Genomic DNA, 21,173 nt, shown 5'->3' on the forward strand with positions numbered 1-21,173 from the left:
ACCTACTCCACCTACTCCACCTACTCCACCTACTCCACCTACTCCACCTACTCCACCTACTCCACCTACTCCACCTACTCCACCTAATCGCAATAACTCAAATTCCCCCCCAATATTACCAAGGGATAGATCGCGATTTGATAGAGGGCGATCGTTTTTTTTCGATCCCAACCAACCCTTTAGTCGCGAACAGCGGCAGAACCAAAACAGAATATCGCGAGATATAGGAAAACCCAGAGAAAGGATGCCGCCCGAAAGAATGCAATTTCCCAGGGGAATGAGAAATTTCATCGATTCAAAAATCAGAGATTCTGTTATTCAGTCAGCATTTCGCGGCGACATCGGCAGGAATTTGGAGGCAGGCCAAATATCGGCAGCTTTGTCTATGCTGGACAAATCTTTCAGCCAAGAATTCGGGGAATATTTCGGCCTCAACATTAGCAACGAGTTGGTATCCCCAGAGGAAATTCAAAAAAACTTAGCATCGGTGGGCGCACAAACCGGCACGAAACCCAGCTTAATTTATCTGTTCTCGCAGCCCGAAGAATTAAATTTAATGCTGATCACTTCTTGCGGTGAAGTGGTTCACAAAAGTGTGCCGTCAGCGAACCGACAAGAACTTCTGAAAGTTGTAAATGAGTTCAGGGGTGAGATTACCAAACCGGGGGTGCGGGCTACTACGAGTTATCTACCATCTTCCCAACAGCTTTATAAGTGGATGATTGGGCCTTTAGAGGACAGTTTGACAAAGTGCGAAACTGATACTATTTCCTTTGTTGTCGATCGAGGTTTGAGAGGTATGCCCTTTGCTGCTTTGCACGACGGACAGCAATTTTTGGTGGAAAAGTACAATCTCAGCCTGATGCCCAGCATTAATTTAACAGATACCCGCTACGTCGATCTCAGAAATTCTCAAGTTTTAGCAATGGGTGCCTCGGAATTTTCCGAGTTGAATCCTTTGCCGGCAGTTCCTGCTGAAATAGCGGCTATTTCTAGAGAGTGGCCGGGAGTTAGTTTTCTAAATGAGGGTTTCACTTTGGAGAATTTGAAGCGACAGCATCAAAGCCGACCTTTTGGCATTATTCACTTAGCTACTCACGGCGAATTTCGACCTGGAGTACCGAATAATTCTTTTATTCAGTTGTGGAATAGTCGGCTGCGACTGGATCAATTACGGGATTTGAGATTGAATGATCCGCAGGTGAATATGTTAGTTTTAAGTGCTTGTCGGACTGCGGTGGGAGATGCACAGGCCGAGTTGGGTTTTGGGGGTTTGGCGCTGCAAGCCGGGGTGCAAACGGCTTTGGGAAGTTTGTGGTACGTGAGTGATGAAGGTACTTTGGGATTGATGAGTGAGTTTTACCAGCAGTTGAAGACGGCGCGAATTAAGGGGGCGGCCCTGCGACAAGCGCAAATTGCGATGTTGCGGGGAGATGTGCGTTTGGAGGGCGGCCGATTGCGGGGTTTGAGTCGGGGTGAGGGGGTGGAGTTGCCGGCTTCGCTGCAAGGGTTTGCGGATTTAAAGTTGTCGCATCCTTATTATTGGTCTGCTTTTGTGATGATTGGGAGTCCTTGGTAATTGGTGATTAGTGATTAGTGATTTGTTATTAGTGGGATATCAATGATTTTTTAAAAGGTCAGGAATATTTAGAACGGGAGGTTTCTCCTCACTTCGCTTTTTTGTCGCCCTCTGAGATTATGGGATTTTTGGAAACGCAAAAAGATGTGGGGGAAACGTCGATGATTCGAGGTTTTAGGCAATGGGTGAGGAGTCAAATTCAGTCAGGGGAATGAAAGGGATATTTATCTGTATGAAAACTAAAATTTTTTTTAGCTATAAATTCAAAAGAATACGCAGTCTTTCTTCTACCATCATTAATGTTGTGGGAGAAACTGTACCCCACAGTTCAAAAAATCTTTCTATACTGATCGATCGCACATCTTCACATTTAATGAAACTTCGCTGTCTAAGTCCTCCTTCTGGGGGGTTAACTTCGACGTGCCAGGGAATTCCTTTATCTTTCGATGTGACTGGTAGTACGACAACTAATCCCGAAGCACCCTGATTGAATAAATCTACAGATGTCACTAGACAGGGACGCTTGCCAGCTTGCTCTCTTCCTCGTGTTGGGTTCAAGTCAATCAGCCATATATCACCCCGTGATGGTTTGGCGGATGTCATTCTAAACCATCCTCTAAAGTGATATCCCAAGCTTCCCGTTCTTCAAGTTCTTCTTTCCAAGCTTCTGGGCGATCGCGTAAGGCAAGATAAGCTTGGTTGGCTGCTGCTAAAAACTGTTGTCTTCGGTATTGTTCTATTGCTTGTTCGAGAACTGTTTCGATTGGTTTTCCTGAGAGTGCAGAGATTTCTGCGAGGGTTTGATAAGATGTATTGCTAATTGTAACTGTAGAAGTTTGATCCATGTTACTTTTTTACTTATCTCGACTTTACGCAACTATTATAGCTTAAAAGCTTGGGGTCGCACAGGCGAGACGCCCGCGATCGCACAGGCGCACAGGCGGGATGCCCGTGCCACGAAAAAAACGCCTATATATCACAGTTAATCGACATCTAAATGCAGTTTGAGAGCAGCATTTACCAACTGCATGATTTCTTCACTCAAACTTCCCACTACATCGCTGCTAATTCGCTGTTTAGAACTTGTCCGTCCTTGCTGTGCTTGTACTTTAGAAGGTTTGGATAAACCGCTATCCTCTGGATTTAGTAGGATATCGAAAGGGGAGACACGGGTTACATTAGAGGTAATTGGTAGAATTGTAACTGTATTGGCAGCACGGTTATTAGCGTCATTGCTCACCACTAATACTGGACGGCGTTTATCTATCTCAGAACCAATCGTAGGACTGAGATTAGCGTAGTAAATTTCACCACGTTTCATCTGTCAATCCATCGGCAACTGTTAGATCCCAAGCGGAGTCTACTTCGCTAGATGCTTGTCGGTAAGCAGATTCTAGTTCTTGATTCCGCAACAATTCTAAAGCTACTTCAATTACTTGGGAAGGGGATTGGCATCCTTTAGCAATTTTGTAGCTTTCAATAAACTGTAGTAGCGATTGTGATAGGGAAATTGATATTTTTTCAGCTTGCATTATCTTAGCAATTGGTAATTACAAAGATTTTTATTTAATTCTAGCACAAGCAATAAACGGGAGTAAATTCTACTTATAGGGCGATCGCTCTTTTTGAACCGATCTATTGCACAGGCGGGACGCCCGTGCCACGATGGAGGCGGATGGATGAAAGGGCGATAGTCAAATATTCGAGCTTTTGAGAAGCAAATCGGGTTTTCTATGCCAAGTATTCAGCTCTTCTCCATCTATTACACCATTTTTTAGCCGATACACACCATAAATTTCTAGGCGTCCAGGCCATTCATTATGATTTCCACCAATCAATTGACGTTCTCCTAATACTGTCCAAATAATATCTAAATTATTTTCACTTAGAAAGTTAACCAGTTGATTTTTGGAGATTAAAAAGTTGTCGGGAGACAGTTCATCTAAAGGATTAAATGCAACAACTTCATTATTTGAATTCCTAAATTTAAAATATTCTCCTGACCATCTTAATTCCATCTTCTTCATTAGCCAAGCCGAAGGAATTAAAGCATATATTGTTTCATCAGTTGAACAATCAAAACTACTACTAAAAGAATATTGTGTTGTTGTTACAACGACTGGATAAGGTAAGTCTCCGTGTGTAATATTTGTGTCAGACTCCCAATAATTATCTGCATTCCATGTATGATAGGGTAAACCCCAAGAAAATTCGCCAATAAATATATCAGAAATTATTCCAGATTCTGGCATCCGTTTCCCTTCAAAATTTTTATCTTTTAACCATTGGTAGGTTTCTTCCATATTTTCACAACGCACAATATAGCTTCGTATCAGATACGACATTTCTCGTTGAGAAGTTTCATATTTTTCTTCTTCTAAAGGTTCTTTTTCGGCCCAACCATAATGACCTTCTAGAGTTAACCAAACTGTTCGATCGTTAGGATTAGTTAATTCAATGAGTTGACATGGATCTGGACAGTCATCTTGTTGTTTTATCCAGTCTATCTGTCCTTGTCGAGCAACTTCGTTAAATGTATAGTCAATAGGTTTTAACCAATTTTTTTTATTATTCTGTTGAGATTCAGGAATTTGTTTTAACAAAAAGGATGGATCGATATCTCGGATTCCAATCTGCCAAGTTCCTTCATAAACAGATGATGCAGATTCTTCCTCCAACCCAGAAGAAACTGTAAACTCTAAATTATCTGCCATGCAACCAAGAAATTCATGAAGGGCAATCCATTGGTATTTCTTACCAATTCGTTCTGGTTTATCTGCAGCACGACCATGACTACCACAACGCCTATCAAACCAACCGAACTTCTCAATTGTCCATCCTAATTCAAGGACTCGCTTAACAATCCAGCGTTTGGCAATAGAAGTATCGAACCGATATTCATCTTCTCTTGGATTTTCTAAAAATGGTACAACATACTTTTCAAAAAATTCTGTTTTTTCCTGGTCAATAGTGCTCAAAAAAGATTCTTTCCCAGATGTAATAGCTTCCTTTAATTCTTCGTCTGTAAACTCTTCTTCAAAAGATTCTATACGACTTTCAGGCTCTAGTTGTTTATACAAATCTACATTCTCGGATATTGTTTTATATTCTTCCCAGGCTTGTTTCTGTGTAGTTGTAAGAGAGTCTATAAATTGCTCCTCTCTTTTTTAGTGGGTTCTTTTGGCTCTCCTAATATACAGGAAGACCAGTAACGAGTACGAGATTCTATAACATACCGAGAAAAATCGCCTCCACCAAAATAGTGCATAACTGATGTGTATAGACGATCAAGGCTCCATTTAGGATCGTCTTTAAAACTCTTAAATTTAGTTTTCTTTGAAACACTTCTTAGCTGAGATATAATTAAATAATTTGAATCCCATGACTTAAATAATAAAAGTAATAGTAATAAAGGTAGATTGATGTCAAAATCAAGCTTTATTAATTCAATATATAGTTTTAATTCTTCTTCTGTTGGTAGATCGAGATTCCAATCACTTTTATAAGGGGGATGAGTTTTATCAATATCTACTTGGTCTGATAAAGTACCCAGATGATTAGCTACTTCAATAACACCACGAGCATAATCACGCAAAAGTATATGTACTGGTGGTGTACCTTCTTTAAATACCCATTCATAGATTTTGTTGGCAAGTCCTCCTATTTTTTCAGCATCATTGCTAACCATTGCGACTCCATAAGCAACAGCATAGAGACGTTCTAATACATAAATATCATCAACTTCTAAAAACTGCTCGATAACTTTGACTAAAACTTGAGGTTTTGGATGTAGCATTGAAACAAGAGCTTTTGTTGCACGATCGCGAAGAAAACGATGAGATGTTGTTAAAAACCATGTCAAAGCAATTGCACAAAGTTCGATGGATTCATCTGAGATATGGTCTTTTTCGGCTTCCCATGCCCATTCAAGTAAACGATCGACTGCCCCTTTTTTTTCATACTGATCGAATAAATAAATTGACCAAATTTCATCGCGATCTGGCATTCTGAGATTTATGAGATGACGATGAAGAGATTTTGCATTTAAAGGATGTTCAGGATCGGTAGCTACTGTCAATAGTACATTATAAACTTTTTCTTCGTTTCCTGCTTCTTGGAATATTTCATCAAGATAATCTTTGGTTTTTTGAGTAATTTTAGTGGGATTACGCCAAATAAGACTTTGTAAAAATGGATGTTCAAACCACCATAATCTAATTGATGTTAATTCCATTACTTCTTTTCCAAGTAGTTCAGGAATTTGAATAAATAAAGCTTCCAGTAAACCACTTATACTCTGTGTATTCCATCTAGCTGCTACTAACCGACCTAGCGGTTTATTTTCATCAAAAGATGTAGTTGGATTATCTTTATCTAGGTGGTTTGTCAGCAAATAACGGACTATTAAATGATCGCTAAATTTTTCATAGGGAAATTTAATAATATCAACCCTGTGATTTTGTTCTTCATATTCGTTTTCTGAGGGACGATAAATTAAATCTTCTGATAGTAGGCCCTCAGCAAGCAGGTTATAAAATAAAGTCTGTGAAAACTCTCTATTAGGCAAACAAGAATTAACAATATTTTTGGCTTCTTTTCTTTCTATCCAAGGCTGTTCTTTTTCTGCCATCTTACAGGCTAAAGAATGTACTGATTTTCGTACTAAATTGTCTTGATAATCATAATCAATTCGTTCACATAAGACCTCGTTAATTGAATCTATAAATAGATTTAAAACATCAGTAATGCCGTTAATTCCTTTAGGTATTCGTGTTAATTTACGCTTTTTAATCCCTTGACAAAGTGTTTTTAAAAAAAGTGGGTTAGAAAACTCTGGAACTAACAAAGGAACGTTAGGCTGTTCAATACCATAATAATTGAAAATTTTTTTTGTAGCACTATATTCATGGTTGGCAAATCCATGATGTTCAACTTTAACTAACTTTTCTTCTGGAACCAGGTTTTGTGGTATTGTTGCTTTCTCGTATGAAGTACGACAGCTTACTGCAATAGTAATGCGTGGATACTTATGCAAAACAGCTAATATACCTGCTAGTTCCTTTTTCCATAAACCTTTATCATCACTCTCATTAAGAGCATCAATCAAAATCATTGCATGACTACCACAAGCTTGTGCAGCAGCATCTAATGCGCCTAAAAACTCGTCACGCTGACAAGAAAGGTGCAATCTCTGCATTATTTGAATCCAAGGGTTGCCTTGACAAAAGTGCTGACCCAGTAAAATTATGGTTGGAAGTGAGTTATCCAAACGATGTTTAGCTATATCACAGAAGAGATGAGTTTTACCTGTTCCAGCTTCACCCGTAAGTAGAAGTGCGCCTTGATTACACGCAGCAGTAATATCACTGATGGCAAACTCGTAAATTTCTATTCCTATTTCTTTTACTTTTGAAATTTTATAACGAACTGTTTGTAATAAGTCTTCAATTGAACGATTAATGTCTCTATTTTCTATTTGTTCTCCTTGCTGTTCGTTATGAGATGGATTCACTTGCCAAATTTGTGTGTAACTATCATATTGCCAAACTTTTTTTGACAAACAAGCAATTGAATCAAAATCAATTGGTGACAATGCCTGTCTATCAGATGCTTTTTTCAATGCAGTGATGAGTAAGTTGACATCTTTACTCAGATCGTTTAAAGAGTTAGCTACCTTAGGAACTTTCTTCTGTAAGTCTTCTGATGGCTTCTTGGCATCTTTCCACTTTCGACAAAGCTGACTGTATAAGTTATCAATGCGGTCAAAGAAAATATCTGTTCTAGCAAGTCCTTCAAATATTTGAGCTTCTGGTAAATAAACATGAATTTCTGGTGTGTATCGTGGGCCAGCATTTTCTTTAACTTCTTGAAAACGCTGAATCATCCATTCATTAGTTAGTTCTTGTTTATTAAACCAAAAATAGGCACGACCAGCATACTGAGGTTGTGGGCGAGAAAGCCTTTCAAGAATTTCTGATTCTCCCCAATAGACAAACTGAACAGTCATATGACGTTCTTTAGCCCATCCTTCCCATGTTTGAACACGCTCATCCCAGCGATCCATTTGGGATTTTTCTCCGTCCTTGCGTCCTTCAGTACGGTTAATGGGCAAACAGACTATATATTCAATTAAATTTGGATGTTTATCCAAGGCCGCTTTAACGGATTTATCAATTTGTACCCATTGGCTATCTCCCAATTTATCAGGAAAATATTTTGTTTGCCAAGCCTTCTCATTTCCATTAGGTAATCGCCAGTAACATTCAACACCAGCATCTCCTCCAGCACCCGATTTGCGACGAAAAATAGAGTCTTTTGGTACTTCCTCAAATGATGCAAGTTGACAGCATAGTTCTTCAAATCCTTCATGTTGACTACCTTTGTGAGTGCGAATGTCTTTGAAATCGATTTTAGTCATTACTAATACTCTCCTAGACAAAACTAACGTTCTACTTAGCTAACCTCGGATTCACGGACAGGCTTATATTTTATTCATCTGCCAGATCGAGTACATAAAAATGACTGCTGAGTAATGACTAATGACTGCTGACTAAAGCCTGCCGCTGAGCCTCCAACAATTCCTGAATCCCGGTTTCTGCCAAATCCAAAATTTGATTTAACTGACTCCGACTAAAACTTCCTTCTTCCGCAGTTCCCTGAACTTCGATGATGTTCAAATCTCCATTCATTACCACATTACAATCAATTTCTGCCGCCACATCTTCAAGATAATTCAAATCTAAAAATGGCTCGCCTTCCAAAAGCCCCACAGACACCGCCGCTACTTGACGAATAATGGGCGATCGCACCAAATCACCTTTTTGCACCAACTTATTCAAAGCATCAGCCACAGCCACAAACCCGCCAGTAATTGAAGTCGTGCGAGTCCCAGCGTCCGCTTGCAAAACATCCGCATCCACAAGTATCGTGCGTTCTCCCAAGAGTTGCATATCCAAGCACGATCGCAAACTGCGCCCAATCAACCGCTGAATCTCTTGAGTCCGTCCCGATAATTTCATAAATTCCCGCTCTTGTCGCTGCGGCGTAGAACCCGGCAACATTCGGTATTCCGCTGTCAGCCAACCTTGTCCGGTATTCTCCAAAAATCTAGGCACTCCCGGCTTGATTGTAACGCTGCAAAGTACCTGAGTATCGCCACTTTTCGCCAGTACGGAACCGCTAGCAAATTTGGTAAACTGTCGATCGAAACTAATCGGACGAAGTTGATTTGGTTGTCTGCCATCTGGACGCTGGAAAGACATAATATTTAGGTGATTGGTAATGGGTAATTAGGCATTAAAACTTTAAAAATTGGTATTAATCTTCCGGTTTTTTTGCTCCGGTAAATATGCAGTCATTCAATCTAAAATCTAAAATCTAAAATCTTATGCCGATTGGCCCTTAGCCTCGATTAATTTGAGAATATCCTGCTGGACTTGTTGTGGAGATTGGTTGCCATCAACAGTTAACAGTTTGTTGCGGTATTCGTAATACTCTAAAAGAGGAATAGTGCGTTCGTGGAACAAATCCAGCCGACGCTGTAATATTTCAGGATGGTCATCCGATCGATCGCGCTCGATCGACCTACTCAGCAAAACCTCGATCGGCACTTTCAACAAAATCGCCCAATCTAGCTGCTGAGCCAAATCGTCCAACAAAAAATCCAACTCCTCAGCTTGAAAAGCCGTTCGCGGATAGCCCTCCAGCACCCAGCCATTAAAGACATCCCACAGCAGCAGCCGGCGGCGAAAGAATTCAATCATAGTTGCGTCGGGAACTAATTCCCCTCTTTCGACATAAGACACCGCCAGCTTGCCTAAATCTGTATCTTCTGCGATCGCCTCCCGTAGAATGTCCCCCACAGCCAGCAAAGGAAGGCTCAAATTGCTGCACAGTAGTTCAGCCTGAGTTCCCTTTCCCGCTCCTGGCCCTCCCAGAATCACCACTCTCACAGTCCCTGCTCCTAGTGCCGCGACATTCAAATTTTACGCGATGTGTGTACTTTTTCTTCACAGTCCTGGACTTCCCAAGACTCTCATCGCCTTGCTTTTTCACCCTCTAACTCTCTAACTGGGGCGATCCCCGCCGTATTTTGGTAAAAAACCCCGTTTCTCCCTAAGTGCTAATTGAGTTCAAAAATCCCACAAACGACTGCGAATGCCACTGCAGCGAGCTTTTGACAACTTGTATATATAGTGTTTGATCCGATGTGCACTCGGCCCAGTACACTATATATTGTCAAGCAGGCTTCAGCCACGCCAAGGTCGGAGCTGCACTCAAGACTTAGTTGCTGATTAAATATTGCCCTATGGTTGCTCAGTTACAAACCCCTAAACTCAATTTAACCCACAGCTTGCCCTACACAGTTCAAGGGCTGGTGCAAGTTTTTACAGGCCCGCACCGCTGCTTTTTTACCAGTGTCATGGCTCAGGCCCTCAGAATTGCAGGACAGGGAGCTCCGGTGCTGGCGGTGCAGTTCCTCAAAGGGGGAATTAATCAAGGGCACCAGCATCCGGTGCGACTGGGGCAAAATTTAGATTGGATGCGCTGCGATTTGTCACGCTGCATTGAGAATGCCGATTTAGATGAGCTGGAGACGCGATCGATCGAACAATTGTGGCAGTATGTTCAAAATGCGGTGCGCGAAGGTCGTTATGCCTTAGTTATTCTCGATGAATTGAGTTTAGCGGTTAATTTGGGCTTGATTCCCGAAGCAGAAGTGGTGGCATTGATTGACAACAAGCCGCATCATTTGGATATGATTTTTACTGGGCCATCCATGCCCCAAAGAATTTTGGATGTTGCCGACCAAATTACTGAAATTCGCCGCAGTTAAGGACAATGATTCAAGTTGCGATCGCCTGTTTAGGAATGAGAATTAAATAACTTCCACTCTTGAAAGTGGGATGGGCGCCCCGCCGGTCCAAAAGGGCGGGGCGGGACGCCCATCCCACAATCACAATTAAAATTGTAAGTTATTTAATTCGCGATCCTTAGCGATCGCATTTTTTATGTAAAAAAACAGTATCTAAAAAAAGAGGCGATCGCTTAGCTCAAAGAGCGATCGCACGCTGATCAATTTACCAGCGACGTTACGCTTGAACTACCGGATCGAAGACAACACTCAATCGATCTGCCGGCACCATCCGCTTGAGAATTTTCAAGTGACCGTCTGCATCAGACCAACTGCGAAACTCACCCACAACCACCTTTTCCACATTTGGAAGCGAGCGAACTATAGTCCACGGCTTGAGACGTTTTTCTTGCAACATACTAGATAAATCTCCTTGGTAAATTGGAGCCAACGCCAGTCCCCATCTTTGGCCACGGCCGAGGACTGGCTTTTGACTTTGCAAACTTGCCCTTCTCTAAGAACATAGCACAAAAAAAAGGGTTTGGGATTATATCTTATTTTTCGCTTTTTTTAGAGCTATTTTCTACATAACAAATGATTAAACTCAAAACTTGTTAACTCTTTAATTCGCAACTCAAAACTATTTCATGACTAACACTTCGACTTCGCTTGGGGTGCAGTCTGACTAATAAATTCTGCCTTCTACCTTCTACCTTCCTTTTACTGAGATATTGCACCATTCTCAATAAGTTTTTTATGAACAGGCTTTTCGGCCTGTTCCACAAAGAGTGAATTTTCTTGTGGAACAGGCCGAAAAGCCTGTTAAGCGAGAATAGTGCAAGATGTGAGTTTTACAAATCCCGCCGCGACAGCAGAAACCAGATCCCACCTAAACCCAAAACACCGCACAAAACCCCGCCTTCCCACCCAAAAACAGTCCCCCCCGGCAAATGTCCCGGCTTTGCTTTAGAAGTAAAATTCAGCTCAGAATAGTATACCCACTGGCTGTTAACCCGCCAGCCCACTCGATCGCCAAACTTCTCCCAAACTGTAGCATCATAAACACCAGGCTTTCCCCCCAACTTGAGCCACAAACCCTTTTGCACAGAAAAACCGAATCTGCGGTGACTGTGCCGCACCCAAAGTCGATCGATAGTCTGCAAATCCTTAGCTGGAAACTTCCTAATATCTTCCTCACTCAAATAACCCCGTGAATTTTGCTGCATCACCTCCAGCATTTTCACAGAAGTTTCCTCATCAGCACCACGCCAATTTTTAGCAGCCAGCAGCCTTTCCAAGTGAGAATAATCAATACCTTTTTCGGACTCTAAATTCACAGAAATTAGCGGAGTCTCAGTCACAGGTTGAGTCGGAACCGAAGGACTAACAACAGTTGCCTGCTGCGACTTTTCCAGCACGGGCACAACAACAACAGGAGGTTTTAAAGCATCCAAAACTTCCACAGCCGATTTGTAGCGATCTTTAACATATTCCTGAATCAACTTATCCAAAACCTGACCTAAATCGTCGCTAATTTGTGTTCCTTTTGGCAAAGCCTCCCTCCAAAGCCATCGGCCTTCAAGCGGATCGTAAAGGTCATCGTGAATGTCCCCGTAGATATCCAGATAAGGCATAACAGAAGTCAGCAAGCGAATGCAAGTCACCCCCAAACTATAAAGGTCGCTAGCAGGAACAGCCCTACCGTGACGCTGTTCTAGAGCCGCGTAGCCGGGAGTTCCCAACTTCGTTCCAGTTTTGGTCGGAGCAGCAGCTACTACCTGTTTAGAAACCCCAAAATCTATCAGCACTAACTTACGATCGCGAGCTCGGCGGATCACATTCTCAGGCTTAATATCGCGGTGAATCACATTTCGGTCATGAACAAACTTCAATAAAGGCAACAAATCTAACAGCAGTTCGCAAGTTTTAATTTCGCTATAAGCACCGTACTTATCTAACTCATCCTTTAAATTATTGCCATCAATAAACTCTTGCACTAAATACAATCGCCCATCTTCCTCAAAATAAGAAATTAACTGAGGAATTTGCGGGTGCTTCAGTTCGTATAACCGCCTTGCCTCTTGTTCAAACAGTCGAACATATTTTTTAAAATGACCGGGCTTCCGTTGAAACTCTTGAGGAGGTGACAACTGTTTTATCACGCACAATTCCTCAAATTTGCCATGATTAACAGCTCGGAAAGTCCTACCAAATCCCCCATCGCGCAGCGGTTCAGTTGCTGCATAAAGGTCTTTTAGCAGCAGCTTTGAACCACAATTAAGACAATACTTTGTGCCTGGTGGGTTCTGACGCTTGTCTCTTGGGCAATCGAGATTAAGGCAGTATGTCATATATTAAAAAAATGCGAACAAAATTAGTAGGAAGGGTTTTATATTATTCAAGAGTCCGATCGCGAGCTGGTTTTTGTAGAGGCGATACCTCGAACCTTACGGAGGCGGCAGCCACCTTCGCCATCAGAGGAGGCGCTCTCGCCAGACTGCCCCTGAGCAAGTATAACTCTCTTGAGGGTTTGACCTCAAACTCGAAGTCCTCATCTAACCTTAGACTCCGCTCCGTGCAATACATTTGATTTAGCGGTCAAAGAGCCACCAGATCAAACAGAAATAGTAATTTATTACCAGCCCCGTGAGTTCTGCAACGCCAAAAAAACTGAGGATTCCGCCTGAGATATAATTTTATTGCCAGAGAGAAGCACACTAACGGGAGCCACAGCTTCCGTCAAGTTCGATCGACCTTAATATTTTACCCGTAAAATATTTAACTTAACCAGGCATAATTAACAATCCAAAAATCCCCAACAAACGCACGTTAAAATAAAGACTAGCTTCCGCGATCGCCATCCGATCTCGATCAGACACTTAGCCAGTTTTCCCTGTTTCCTTTTTTCAGCTATTACCAGTTACATCTAATTCGATCGGTCTACTTAATTAGGAACCGCTAGTGACACCAAAACTACTGCCCTCTCCAACTCCCAACTCCCGCAAAAAATCACCAAAAGTACCTTGGTTCGAGCGGTTCATGGCACTGGTCGCCCTAGGAAATTTAAGCCTAGTAATATTTGACATAACTTACGTGCCCGGTCGAGATTTCTACCTCCGGCAACTGCCAGTTCTAACTCAAGTATACGACCCATTTAAAGGAATTAAACCCCACCGAGACACCCAGCAATATCTGGAAACCTTAGAAGAATTAAAAATTCAAGTAGTGCAAACAGGGTTGCCCTCTCCCCAAGTAGCAGCCAAATTGCAGGAAATAAACAATCTGAGCGCGAAAATGATCGACGAAGATCCCTTTCGAGTAGCATCAAAAAGTGGCACCCTAGAAAAAATAAAAGACCGGATGCGCGATCGCGTCCCCAATCCGCAAGACTCCGCTAAACAATCATTCCAAGCATTCTGGAGCCAAGACTATTTAAACAAACAAGGTTGGCAAACAGAAATCAAGTGGTTTGACTCCAAAATCAAGCCATTAATCGCCACCAACTATTACCGCGAGATTGGAGAAAACGGCGAATTTACCGATAACTTCTGGCTAATCGACCTGCCATTTATTGCCATATTCGCGATCGAATTTCTAGCCCGTACCTACTGGATCACCCGCCGCCACCGCAGCGTCACTTGGCGAGCAGCCATGCTCTGGCGATGGTACGACATCTTCATGCTGCTCCCATTCTGGCGCCTGTTGCGAGTATTACCCGTCACAATTCGCATCCACCAAGCCAAAATGCCGGATCTCCAACCCATACGCGCCCAAATCAGCCGAGGTTTCGTCGCCAACTTCGCTCAAGAATTGACCGAAGTTGTAGTAATTCAACTCATCAACCAGATGCAACAATCAATCACCACAGGCGAACTCGCTCGTCAACTCTTTAAATCCCCAAAACAGCGCTATCTAGACATCAACAATATCAATGAAATAGAAGCGATCGCCACCCATCTCGTCCAAATAACCGTCTACAAAGTCCTCCCCCAACTCCAGCCAGACCTAGAAGCCCTCCTCCGGTACAATATTGAAAGCTTCCTCAAACAATCCCCCCTCTATCAAGGATGGAAGCAAGTACCCGGCCTGGGAAACCTGCCCGAACAGCTAGCACAGCAATTAGTTGCAGAACTCTCAAAATTAGCCACCCTCGGCCCCCAAGATGCCTACGAAGCCTTCAAAATCGCCACCGAAGACCCCATAGGCATGAAACTCTCAAGCCAGCTAGTCCAACATTTCGGGCAAGCTTTAGGAACCGAACTGCAACAGCAGCAAACCTGGCAAGAAATACAACTGCTGCTGTGCGACTTCCTAGAAGAGTTCAAAATCAACTACATTCAGCGGTTGAGCGAAGAAGACTTCGAGAAAATTTTAGAACAAGCCAAAGAACTGCAACGGATAGCCCCGCGTTAGAGCAAGTCTCCACCGCTTTACTTATTTTTTTCTTCCCCAATTAGCAATTAGCAATTACCCTGCTGTAACTCCTGCACATGAAGCTTGCGGGAATTGTAAAGTTTCATGTGCGATCGGCATTCTTTACCAGAGTCATCTGCAGAGTTGTGCATCACATCTTCAGCGCCGTAGTTAGTTAGACCGCCGTTAGGGTTCTCAGCGGCCTGGCGTGTCATGTTTTTAGCGAGAAAGGTCAATCGATTTTCGATTTTCGATTTTCGATTGAAGCATTGACTTGCGCGAGATAAATACGTTCGGCAAGTTTCATCGGATACAGGTTTTTTATTTCTGGGTCCTGAGTCTGCTTTCGGAATGAATCGGGGGGCTTGTATCCTGGATGCTTGATTGTCAATTTTTTTAGACGTATATTATATCAATTTCTATGTAAGTTTGATGAGATTCTACTTTTTAGACTCAATCTGTAAAGTAAAGTTAAAAAAATACTACAAATCTCTCTAGACCAAGTAATCTATTAGATATGATTGCTAAGGGGTTTCCTAAAGGCTAAAAAAAATTACAAATGCTCTAAAAAAATAAGCCGCGTCAGTATCTTTAGTCAGTATCTTTAGTCAGCTCTTATTATACCCCTCTCAGAGAAAGCACGTAAGTAGCCCGGCTTGTTTAAGCAAGTTACTGTCTAAAACTTTTCACTAAATATTATAGATTGCTTTTCAATATATATTTCCTCAGCCTCATTTCACTCTTCTCCACTGAGATTTTTCCGCCAACTCGTTACCCCAGAAGTAACATCAATCAATGTCACAGACCTCTGCAACCACTTTCCTGTCAAACCGTTCTAAAAAAAAGGTGTCCCTGCGCCTAATTTTAGTATTCCCATTCGTCCTACAAATATTTGCCGCCGTCGGGCTGACAGGCTGGCTATCCTTACGCAACGGGCAAAAAGCAGTCAACGAAGTTGCTAGTCAGTTGCGGAGTGAAATTACGGCCCGTATCCAGCAGCAGCTCAACACTTACCTAGACACAGCCCCTCGCGTCAATCAACTGAATGCCAATGCCCTTCGCCTAGGATACTTAAATCCAGACGAATTGGAGAGTACGGAGCGCTATTTGTGGGAGCAACTTCAAGCCTTTCCTTCTCTGCCCCAGATGGGTTTTGCTACTAAAACGGGAGAGTTCATTGCCATTGAACGCCAAGAGAATGGCCAAATATTTTTTAAAATAGCAGACAAAGAGCATCGGAATGAACTTCATATTTATGAATCTGATAGCAAAGGCAATCAAACGAAGCTCTTAAAAGTCTCCCGCAACTACAATATACTCCGCCGTTCTTGGTATAAAGACAGTGTACGCTATAGCCGGCCCACATGGAGCGAAATTTTTCCGCTTACAGGTCAGAAAACGCTCTCCCTCCCTGCCGGACATCCAGTTTATGACGAAAGTGGCGAACTGCGCGGAGTATTCGTTGCTAATTTTTTGATCTCTTTCCTCAGTGACTTTCTGCAAAGCATAAAAATCGGTCGATCGGGACAGACATTCATTATGGAACGTTCGGGACTCCTAGTAGGCAGTTCAACTCTCAAAGAAGCATTTATCACCAACAATGGCAAACTCGATCGCCTGAATGCTTTAGACAGCACCGATGATTTAATTCGGCTGACAACAGCGCATTTAAAAGAACACTTTGGCGACCTCACTAAAATTAATAGCTCTCAGCAATTGGATTTTACGATCGCCGGTCAGCGGGAATTCCTCCAAGTTATGCCCTTTCAAGATAGGCGAGGATTGGACTGGCTGATCGTCGTCGTAGTTCCTGAAAGCGATTTCATGGATCAAATTAACGCCAATACCCAGACTACCATTTTGTTGTGTTTGGGAGCCTTGGGGCTGGCTACCGTTCTGGGAATCTTAACCGCACGCTGGATTACCAGCCCGATTCTCCGTTTGAGCGCCGCTTCTAGGGCGATAGCAAGTGGCGACTTAGAAAAAAATGTCCAGGTAAAAGGCATAGAAGAACTAGAAATTCTGGGTCAGTCTTTCAACCTTATGGCACAACAGTTGCGCGAATCCTTTGAGGCGCTAGCCAAGACCAATTCCGAGCTAGAAATCCGAGTAGAAGAACGCACTGCTGAACTCACGGAAGCCAAACAAATCGCTGATAGTGCCAACCAAGCTAAAAGTGAATTTTTAGCGAATATGAGTCACGAATTGAGAACACCACTCAATGGCATTTTAGGATACGCTCAAATCCTAGAACGATCGAAAACTATGGCTCCCAAAGATATCCAAGGCATCAGTATTATTCACCAGTGTGGTTCCCACCTGTTAACCCTGATTAATGACATCTTAGACCTCGCTAAAATTGAAGCCCAGAAATTGGAACTGTACGCGAAAGATTTCCATTTTGCTTCCTTTTTGCAAGGAGTAGCGGAAATCTGCCGCATCCGAGCCGAACAAAAAGGAATTGCTTTTGTTTATCAACCTAGTTCGGACCTGCCTGCTGGCATCTACGCTGACGAGAAACGCTTGCGACAGGTACTAATTAACTTACTGAGCAATGCAATTAAGTTTACCGACGGTGGAGGGGTGACTTTTAAGATAGAACATCTGGAAAAGGACACAGGTGAAAAGGTACAAAGCTCTGAGCAAAAGCCAGCCTCACCAATTCACAAAATTCGGTTTCAAATTGAAGATACTGGCGTTGGTATGACACCAGAACAATTAAAAAAAATATTTTTGCCCTTTGAACAGGTAGGAGACAGTAAGCGTCAGGCGGAAGGAACCGGGCTCGGTTTAACAATTAGCCAGAAAATTGTCGAAATGATGGGTAGTACAATTCAAGTAAAAAGCCAGTCAGGAGTCGGCAGTGTTTTTTGGCTAGATTTGGATTTACGGGAAGCGGCAGACTGGGCAAATACAGCCACGATTACCAAGCAAAGAAAGCTAGTTGGCTACCAAGGTAGAAAGCAGAAAGTTTTGGTTGTGGATGACAAATGGGAAAACCTCTCAGTCATTGTCAATTTGCTGGAACCCCTCGGCTTTGAAGTAACCGAAGCTAAAAACGGTCAAGAAGGTTTAGAAAAAGTAGAAGAGTTTAAGTTTGATCTGATTATCACTGACTTGGTGATGCCAGTGTTAGATGGCTTTGAGATGATGCGTCGTATCCGAAATTTTTCACACTATAAAGACGTGGCAATCATTGCTTCATCTGCCAGTGTATTTGCTACCGATCAACATAAAAGTTTGGAGGGGGGAGCCAACGATTTTCTCGGTAAGCCAGTGCAGGCAGAAGAGCTATTTGAGATGTTGCAAAAGTATTTAAAACTTGAATGGATATATGACGAACCCAAAAATGAAAAAATCAGCACTATTCCCTTTTCCTCTGATCCTCAATCACTTTCTGAATCGAATTCTGTAGTGGCTCCCCCGCCAGGAGAAATTGAACTTTTATTTGAACTGGCGATGAGAGGCAACGTGAAAGGAATTGTGAAGCGCAGTGAGCACCTAGAGAAGTTAGATCAGAAATTTGTGTCCTTTGCTGTTGAGCTGCGCCAGTTAGCCCAAGGCTATCAGGTCAAAAAAATCAAAGAGTTTATTACATCCCACAGAATACAAAAAGAATGAAGGCAGCAAATATGGAAACAAGTAGCATCTTAATCGTCGATGATAATCCTAGCAATCTGGACGTGCTTTCTGAAGCTTTAGCGGGTTTTGGATGGGAGATATTGGTAGCAACTGATGGCGAAACTGCCATCGAACAGGCTGAATATACTCAGCCTGATTTGATTCTGTTAGATGTGATGATGCCAGGAATTGACGGGTTTGAAACCTGTCAGCGGTTGAAGGCAAGTCCGTTGACGAACGAAATCTCCGTAATTTTTATGACCGCTCTTTCTGACATAGGAGATAAGGTCAAAGGCTTTAATCTAGGGGCGGTGGATTACATTACTAAGCCCTTTGAACAAAAGGAGGTGTTAGCTCGCGTCAACCTCCATTTAAAACTGCGTTCTCTTACTAAAATCCTTGCAGAGCAAAACCTCATGCTGAAACGGGAAATAGAAGACAGGCTCGCAGCAGAAGCAGCGTTACATCAGCTCGCGCAGGAGTTAGAAAAACGGGTGGAAGAACGAACGGCTGAACTTTCTCAAGCTTTGGAGAATCTTAAAAAAGCTCAAGTGCAAATCGTTCAAAGTGAAAAGATGGCTTGTCTTGGTCAACTTGTAGCTGGGGTGGCTCACGAAATTAACAATCCAGTTAGTTTTATCTCCAATAATATCCCTATTGCCAAGGAATATATTGCCGATTTGATCGAGATGACTCGGCTTTGCCAGCACAACGTTACTTCGACATCAGAATTTGAGGATAAGTCCCAGGAGATTGAGTTAGATTTTATTGTTGAAGATTTGCCCAAAATTATTGATTCAATGGCGCTAGGAACAGAGCGACTTTACAATCTTTCTATGTCACTGCGTAATTTCTCTCGGTTGGATACATCGGCACTAACGCCAGTGAATATTCACGATGGGCTAGATAGTACCCTGTTGATTTTAGGTCATCGATTGAAAGGTAAAGGCACTCACCCAGCTATTAAGGTTATTAAAGAGTACGGCGAATTACCGCTGGTCGAGTGCTATCCTGGGCAAATAAATCAGGTGTTTATGAATGTATTAGCGAATGCAATTGATGCTTTAGAAGAGTCTACGATCAGTTGTCCGCTCTGCGGGGAAAAGCAACAGAGCAATGACAATCCACAGATTCGGATCTGCACTGAAATGCTTCAGGGCGACAGAGTGGTGATTCGGATTGCTGACAATGGGCTGGGGATAACGCCGGAGATAATGCAGCATTTATTTACGCCGATGTTTACTACAAAATCAGTGGGTAAAGGGACAGGTTTAGGCTTGTCTATTAGCCGTGAGATTGTAGAAGCAAAACATGGTGGTAAGCTGACTTGCATTTCCTCGCCCGAATGGGGGGTAGAGTTTGTAATTGAGCTTCCAATCCAGCATTAGTAAGGGGACTTTTTTAGGGTAAATCTTAGTTTTGCTGTTTTGTCAAGATACCGTTAATCATGGGATCGCCCCTGTCTAATCTACCAATCACCCTCACTGTCAAACTCTTCACCCCCTATCAAGAAGCAGAGGGCTTGTCCGAAGGGAAATTACAATTTCCCAAAGCAACTCCCGTATCGCAAGTCCTAGAACGCCTGAGTGCCACTCCCCCCCTGTTCTAGGATCGATCGCACATCTTGCACCATTGTCAATAAGCTTTTTAGGAACAGGCTTTCCGGCCTGTTCCACAAGAAAATCTACTCTTTGTGGAACAGGCCGGAGAGCCTGTTAAGCGAGAATGGTGCAACATCTCAGATCGATCGCACCTGCTTGAATATCAACCAGGAATTTGCCCTCGCCCCACCCCACTCCAAAACGGTGATGAAGTCGTCCTTATTCCCCCTCTCAGCTCTCCCCTTCTGCCCTCGGACAGTCCGCCGAGGGCGATCGGTTTGTCACCGGGCGGGCGATCGAGCTAAACTGAGAACTGAGGCCTCCCTTCGATCAGAAGAAGTCCTCAAACTTCTTGGAAGAAATTGTTTTACCTAGGAGTGGGTCAAGCCCACTTTTTTTGTTGCATTAGTCGCAGGAAAAGAGTTCAGGGCATCAGACTTGCAAGTTGAGGACCGATCCAGCAGGGGTAATCCCCCCGCTTGAGAGCCCCAGCAGGGATGTTGGGTAAGTCCCAAAGTTGAAGACGAAAGTCGCAGCCACCTAATCAAACCACCTCAAAGCCAAGCAATCTCAACACCAAATTTTTCCTTGCCGTGTCCGAGTTCAGGAGTTTTAACTTAAGTATTCGATATGACTCATCCCCTAATCCCACAAATCATTGACTTAGCTACCCCCGTTGCGGAAACACTGGGATTGGAAGTAGTGGGAGCAGTGTTTCACACCAACCAAAATCCTCCCGTCTTGCGGGTAGACATCCGCAACCTCCAACAAGACACTGGTTTAGCCGACTGCGAGCGCATGAGCACAGCCCTCGATGCCGAGTTAGAGGCAGCCGACATCATACCCGATGCCTACGTGCTAGAGATTTCCAGTCCCGGAATATCCCGATTGCTCAGCAGCGATCGAGAATTTATTACCTTTAAAGGTTTCCCCGTGACAGCCAAAACCACCGAACCCGACTCGCGAATCAAAGAGTGGAAAGGACTACTCCTGGGCCGGGATGAAACAGCGGTTTATCTCAATCAAAAAGGGCGACAGGTTAAAATTCCCCGCCCTCAGATTGTCAAAGTTGAACTAGACGAAGGAAAGGAGATGTAAAGGGAAG

Annotated in this window: 20 protein-coding genes; 8 read left to right on the forward strand and 12 right to left on the reverse strand. The window is 43.0% G+C overall.

The features are described from left to right. A partial coding sequence (locus tag QUB10_RS20985) for a hypothetical protein (protein WP_333205234.1) occupies positions 1-291 on the reverse strand: 291 nt, incomplete at its 3' end. Here QUB10_RS20985 and QUB10_RS20990 point away from each other — a divergent pair. Then, entirely contained in the window at positions 278-1,579 is a 1,302-nt protein-coding gene (locus QUB10_RS20990) for a CHAT domain-containing protein (RefSeq protein ID WP_333205236.1), read from the forward strand. The two genes, QUB10_RS20985 and QUB10_RS20990, sit on opposite strands and share 14 nt — an antisense overlap. Positions 1,580-1,834: 255 nt before the next feature. Here QUB10_RS20990 and QUB10_RS20995 read toward each other — a convergent pair whose 3' ends face one another. From QUB10_RS20995 to QUB10_RS21030, 8 genes are all read right to left on the reverse strand, one after another. Beyond that, positions 1,835-2,182: a type II toxin-antitoxin system PemK/MazF family toxin gene (locus tag QUB10_RS20995; protein ID WP_333179692.1), complete on the reverse strand. Its 348-nt coding sequence runs from the start codon at positions 2,180-2,182 to the stop codon at positions 1,835-1,837. Continuing rightward, on the reverse strand, positions 2,179-2,424 hold the full coding sequence (locus tag QUB10_RS21000) for a hypothetical protein (protein ID WP_333205238.1): 246 nt from the start codon (positions 2,422-2,424) through the stop codon (positions 2,179-2,181). The genes QUB10_RS20995 and QUB10_RS21000 overlap by 4 nt, the downstream gene beginning before the upstream one ends. A gap of 137 nt (positions 2,425-2,561) precedes the next feature. Next, positions 2,562-2,900 carry a type II toxin-antitoxin system PemK/MazF family toxin gene (locus QUB10_RS21005; RefSeq protein WP_333205240.1) on the reverse strand — a complete coding sequence of 113 codons (339 nt, stop codon included), beginning with the start codon at positions 2,898-2,900 and terminating at the stop codon, positions 2,562-2,564. Then, complete coding sequence (locus QUB10_RS21010) at positions 2,887-3,111, reverse strand: CopG family transcriptional regulator (RefSeq protein ID WP_333205242.1); 225 nt, start codon at positions 3,109-3,111, stop codon at positions 2,887-2,889. The genes QUB10_RS21005 and QUB10_RS21010 overlap by 14 nt, the downstream gene beginning before the upstream one ends. A gap of 162 nt (positions 3,112-3,273) precedes the next feature. Next, positions 3,274-4,659 carry a hypothetical protein gene (locus QUB10_RS21015; RefSeq protein WP_333205244.1) on the reverse strand — a complete coding sequence of 462 codons (1,386 nt, stop codon included), beginning with the start codon at positions 4,657-4,659 and terminating at the stop codon, positions 3,274-3,276. Between the two features lie 65 nt (positions 4,660-4,724). Continuing rightward, positions 4,725-7,997: a hypothetical protein gene (locus QUB10_RS21020; protein WP_333205246.1), complete on the reverse strand. Its 3,273-nt coding sequence runs from the start codon at positions 7,995-7,997 to the stop codon at positions 4,725-4,727. A 118-nt stretch (positions 7,998-8,115) separates the two neighbouring features. Beyond that, positions 8,116-8,841 carry a ribonuclease PH gene (gene rph / locus QUB10_RS21025; protein ID WP_333205248.1) on the reverse strand — a complete coding sequence of 242 codons (726 nt, stop codon included), beginning with the start codon at positions 8,839-8,841 and terminating at the stop codon, positions 8,116-8,118. Positions 8,842-8,964: 123 nt separating this feature from the next. Continuing rightward, positions 8,965-9,531 (reverse strand): nucleoside monophosphate kinase, encoded by a 567-nt coding sequence (locus QUB10_RS21030; protein ID WP_333205271.1) that lies wholly within the window; start codon positions 9,529-9,531, stop codon positions 8,965-8,967. Positions 9,532-9,887: 356 nt separating this feature from the next. Between QUB10_RS21030 and QUB10_RS21035 the strand changes: the two genes are divergently transcribed. After that, on the forward strand, positions 9,888-10,415 hold the full coding sequence (locus QUB10_RS21035) for a P-loop NTPase family protein (protein WP_333057848.1): 528 nt from the start codon (positions 9,888-9,890) through the stop codon (positions 10,413-10,415). A gap of 256 nt (positions 10,416-10,671) precedes the next feature. Here QUB10_RS21035 and QUB10_RS21040 read toward each other — a convergent pair whose 3' ends face one another. Together QUB10_RS21040 and QUB10_RS21045 are read right to left on the reverse strand one after the other, a co-directional pair. Continuing rightward, positions 10,672-10,935, reverse strand: a complete 264-nt coding sequence (locus QUB10_RS21040) for a hypothetical protein (RefSeq protein ID WP_333205251.1) — start codon at positions 10,933-10,935, stop codon at positions 10,672-10,674. A 349-nt stretch (positions 10,936-11,284) separates the two neighbouring features. Then, positions 11,285-12,784, reverse strand: coding sequence for a GUN4 domain-containing protein (locus tag QUB10_RS21045; protein ID WP_333205253.1), 1,500 nt, complete (start codon positions 12,782-12,784; stop codon positions 11,285-11,287). 610 nt (positions 12,785-13,394) lie between these two features. Here QUB10_RS21045 and QUB10_RS21050 point away from each other — a divergent pair. Beyond that, positions 13,395-14,846, forward strand: a complete 1,452-nt coding sequence (locus QUB10_RS21050) for a hypothetical protein (protein WP_333205255.1) — start codon at positions 13,395-13,397, stop codon at positions 14,844-14,846. A 47-nt stretch (positions 14,847-14,893) separates the two neighbouring features. Here QUB10_RS21050 and QUB10_RS21055 read toward each other — a convergent pair whose 3' ends face one another. Then, positions 14,894-15,061 (reverse strand): hypothetical protein, encoded by a 168-nt coding sequence (locus QUB10_RS21055; RefSeq protein ID WP_333205257.1) that lies wholly within the window; start codon positions 15,059-15,061, stop codon positions 14,894-14,896. Between the two features lie 580 nt (positions 15,062-15,641). Here QUB10_RS21055 and QUB10_RS21060 point away from each other — a divergent pair. The 5 genes from QUB10_RS21060 (at position 15,642) to rimP (ending at position 21,166) form a co-directional block, all read left to right on the forward strand. Beyond that, positions 15,642-18,467, forward strand: coding sequence for an ATP-binding protein (locus QUB10_RS21060; protein ID WP_333205259.1), 2,826 nt, complete (start codon positions 15,642-15,644; stop codon positions 18,465-18,467). Next, positions 18,464-19,855: a response regulator gene (locus QUB10_RS21065; protein ID WP_333205260.1), complete on the forward strand. Its 1,392-nt coding sequence runs from the start codon at positions 18,464-18,466 to the stop codon at positions 19,853-19,855. Before QUB10_RS21060 ends, QUB10_RS21065 begins: the two co-directional genes overlap by 4 nt. A gap of 59 nt (positions 19,856-19,914) precedes the next feature. Beyond that, positions 19,915-20,076, forward strand: coding sequence for a thiamine S protein (locus QUB10_RS21070; RefSeq protein WP_333205261.1), 162 nt, complete (start codon positions 19,915-19,917; stop codon positions 20,074-20,076). Between the two features lie 84 nt (positions 20,077-20,160). Further along, positions 20,161-20,373: a hypothetical protein gene (locus tag QUB10_RS21075; RefSeq protein WP_333205262.1), complete on the forward strand. Its 213-nt coding sequence runs from the start codon at positions 20,161-20,163 to the stop codon at positions 20,371-20,373. 325 nt (positions 20,374-20,698) lie between these two features. Continuing rightward, positions 20,699-21,166, forward strand: coding sequence for a ribosome maturation factor RimP (gene rimP, locus QUB10_RS21080; RefSeq protein WP_333040953.1), 468 nt, complete (start codon positions 20,699-20,701; stop codon positions 21,164-21,166). Positions 21,167-21,173 lie beyond the last annotated feature (7 nt).

This window comes from Microcoleus sp. B5-D4 (assembly GCF_036705145.1).
GTDB lineage: Bacteria > Cyanobacteriota > Cyanobacteriia > Cyanobacteriales > Microcoleaceae > Microcoleus.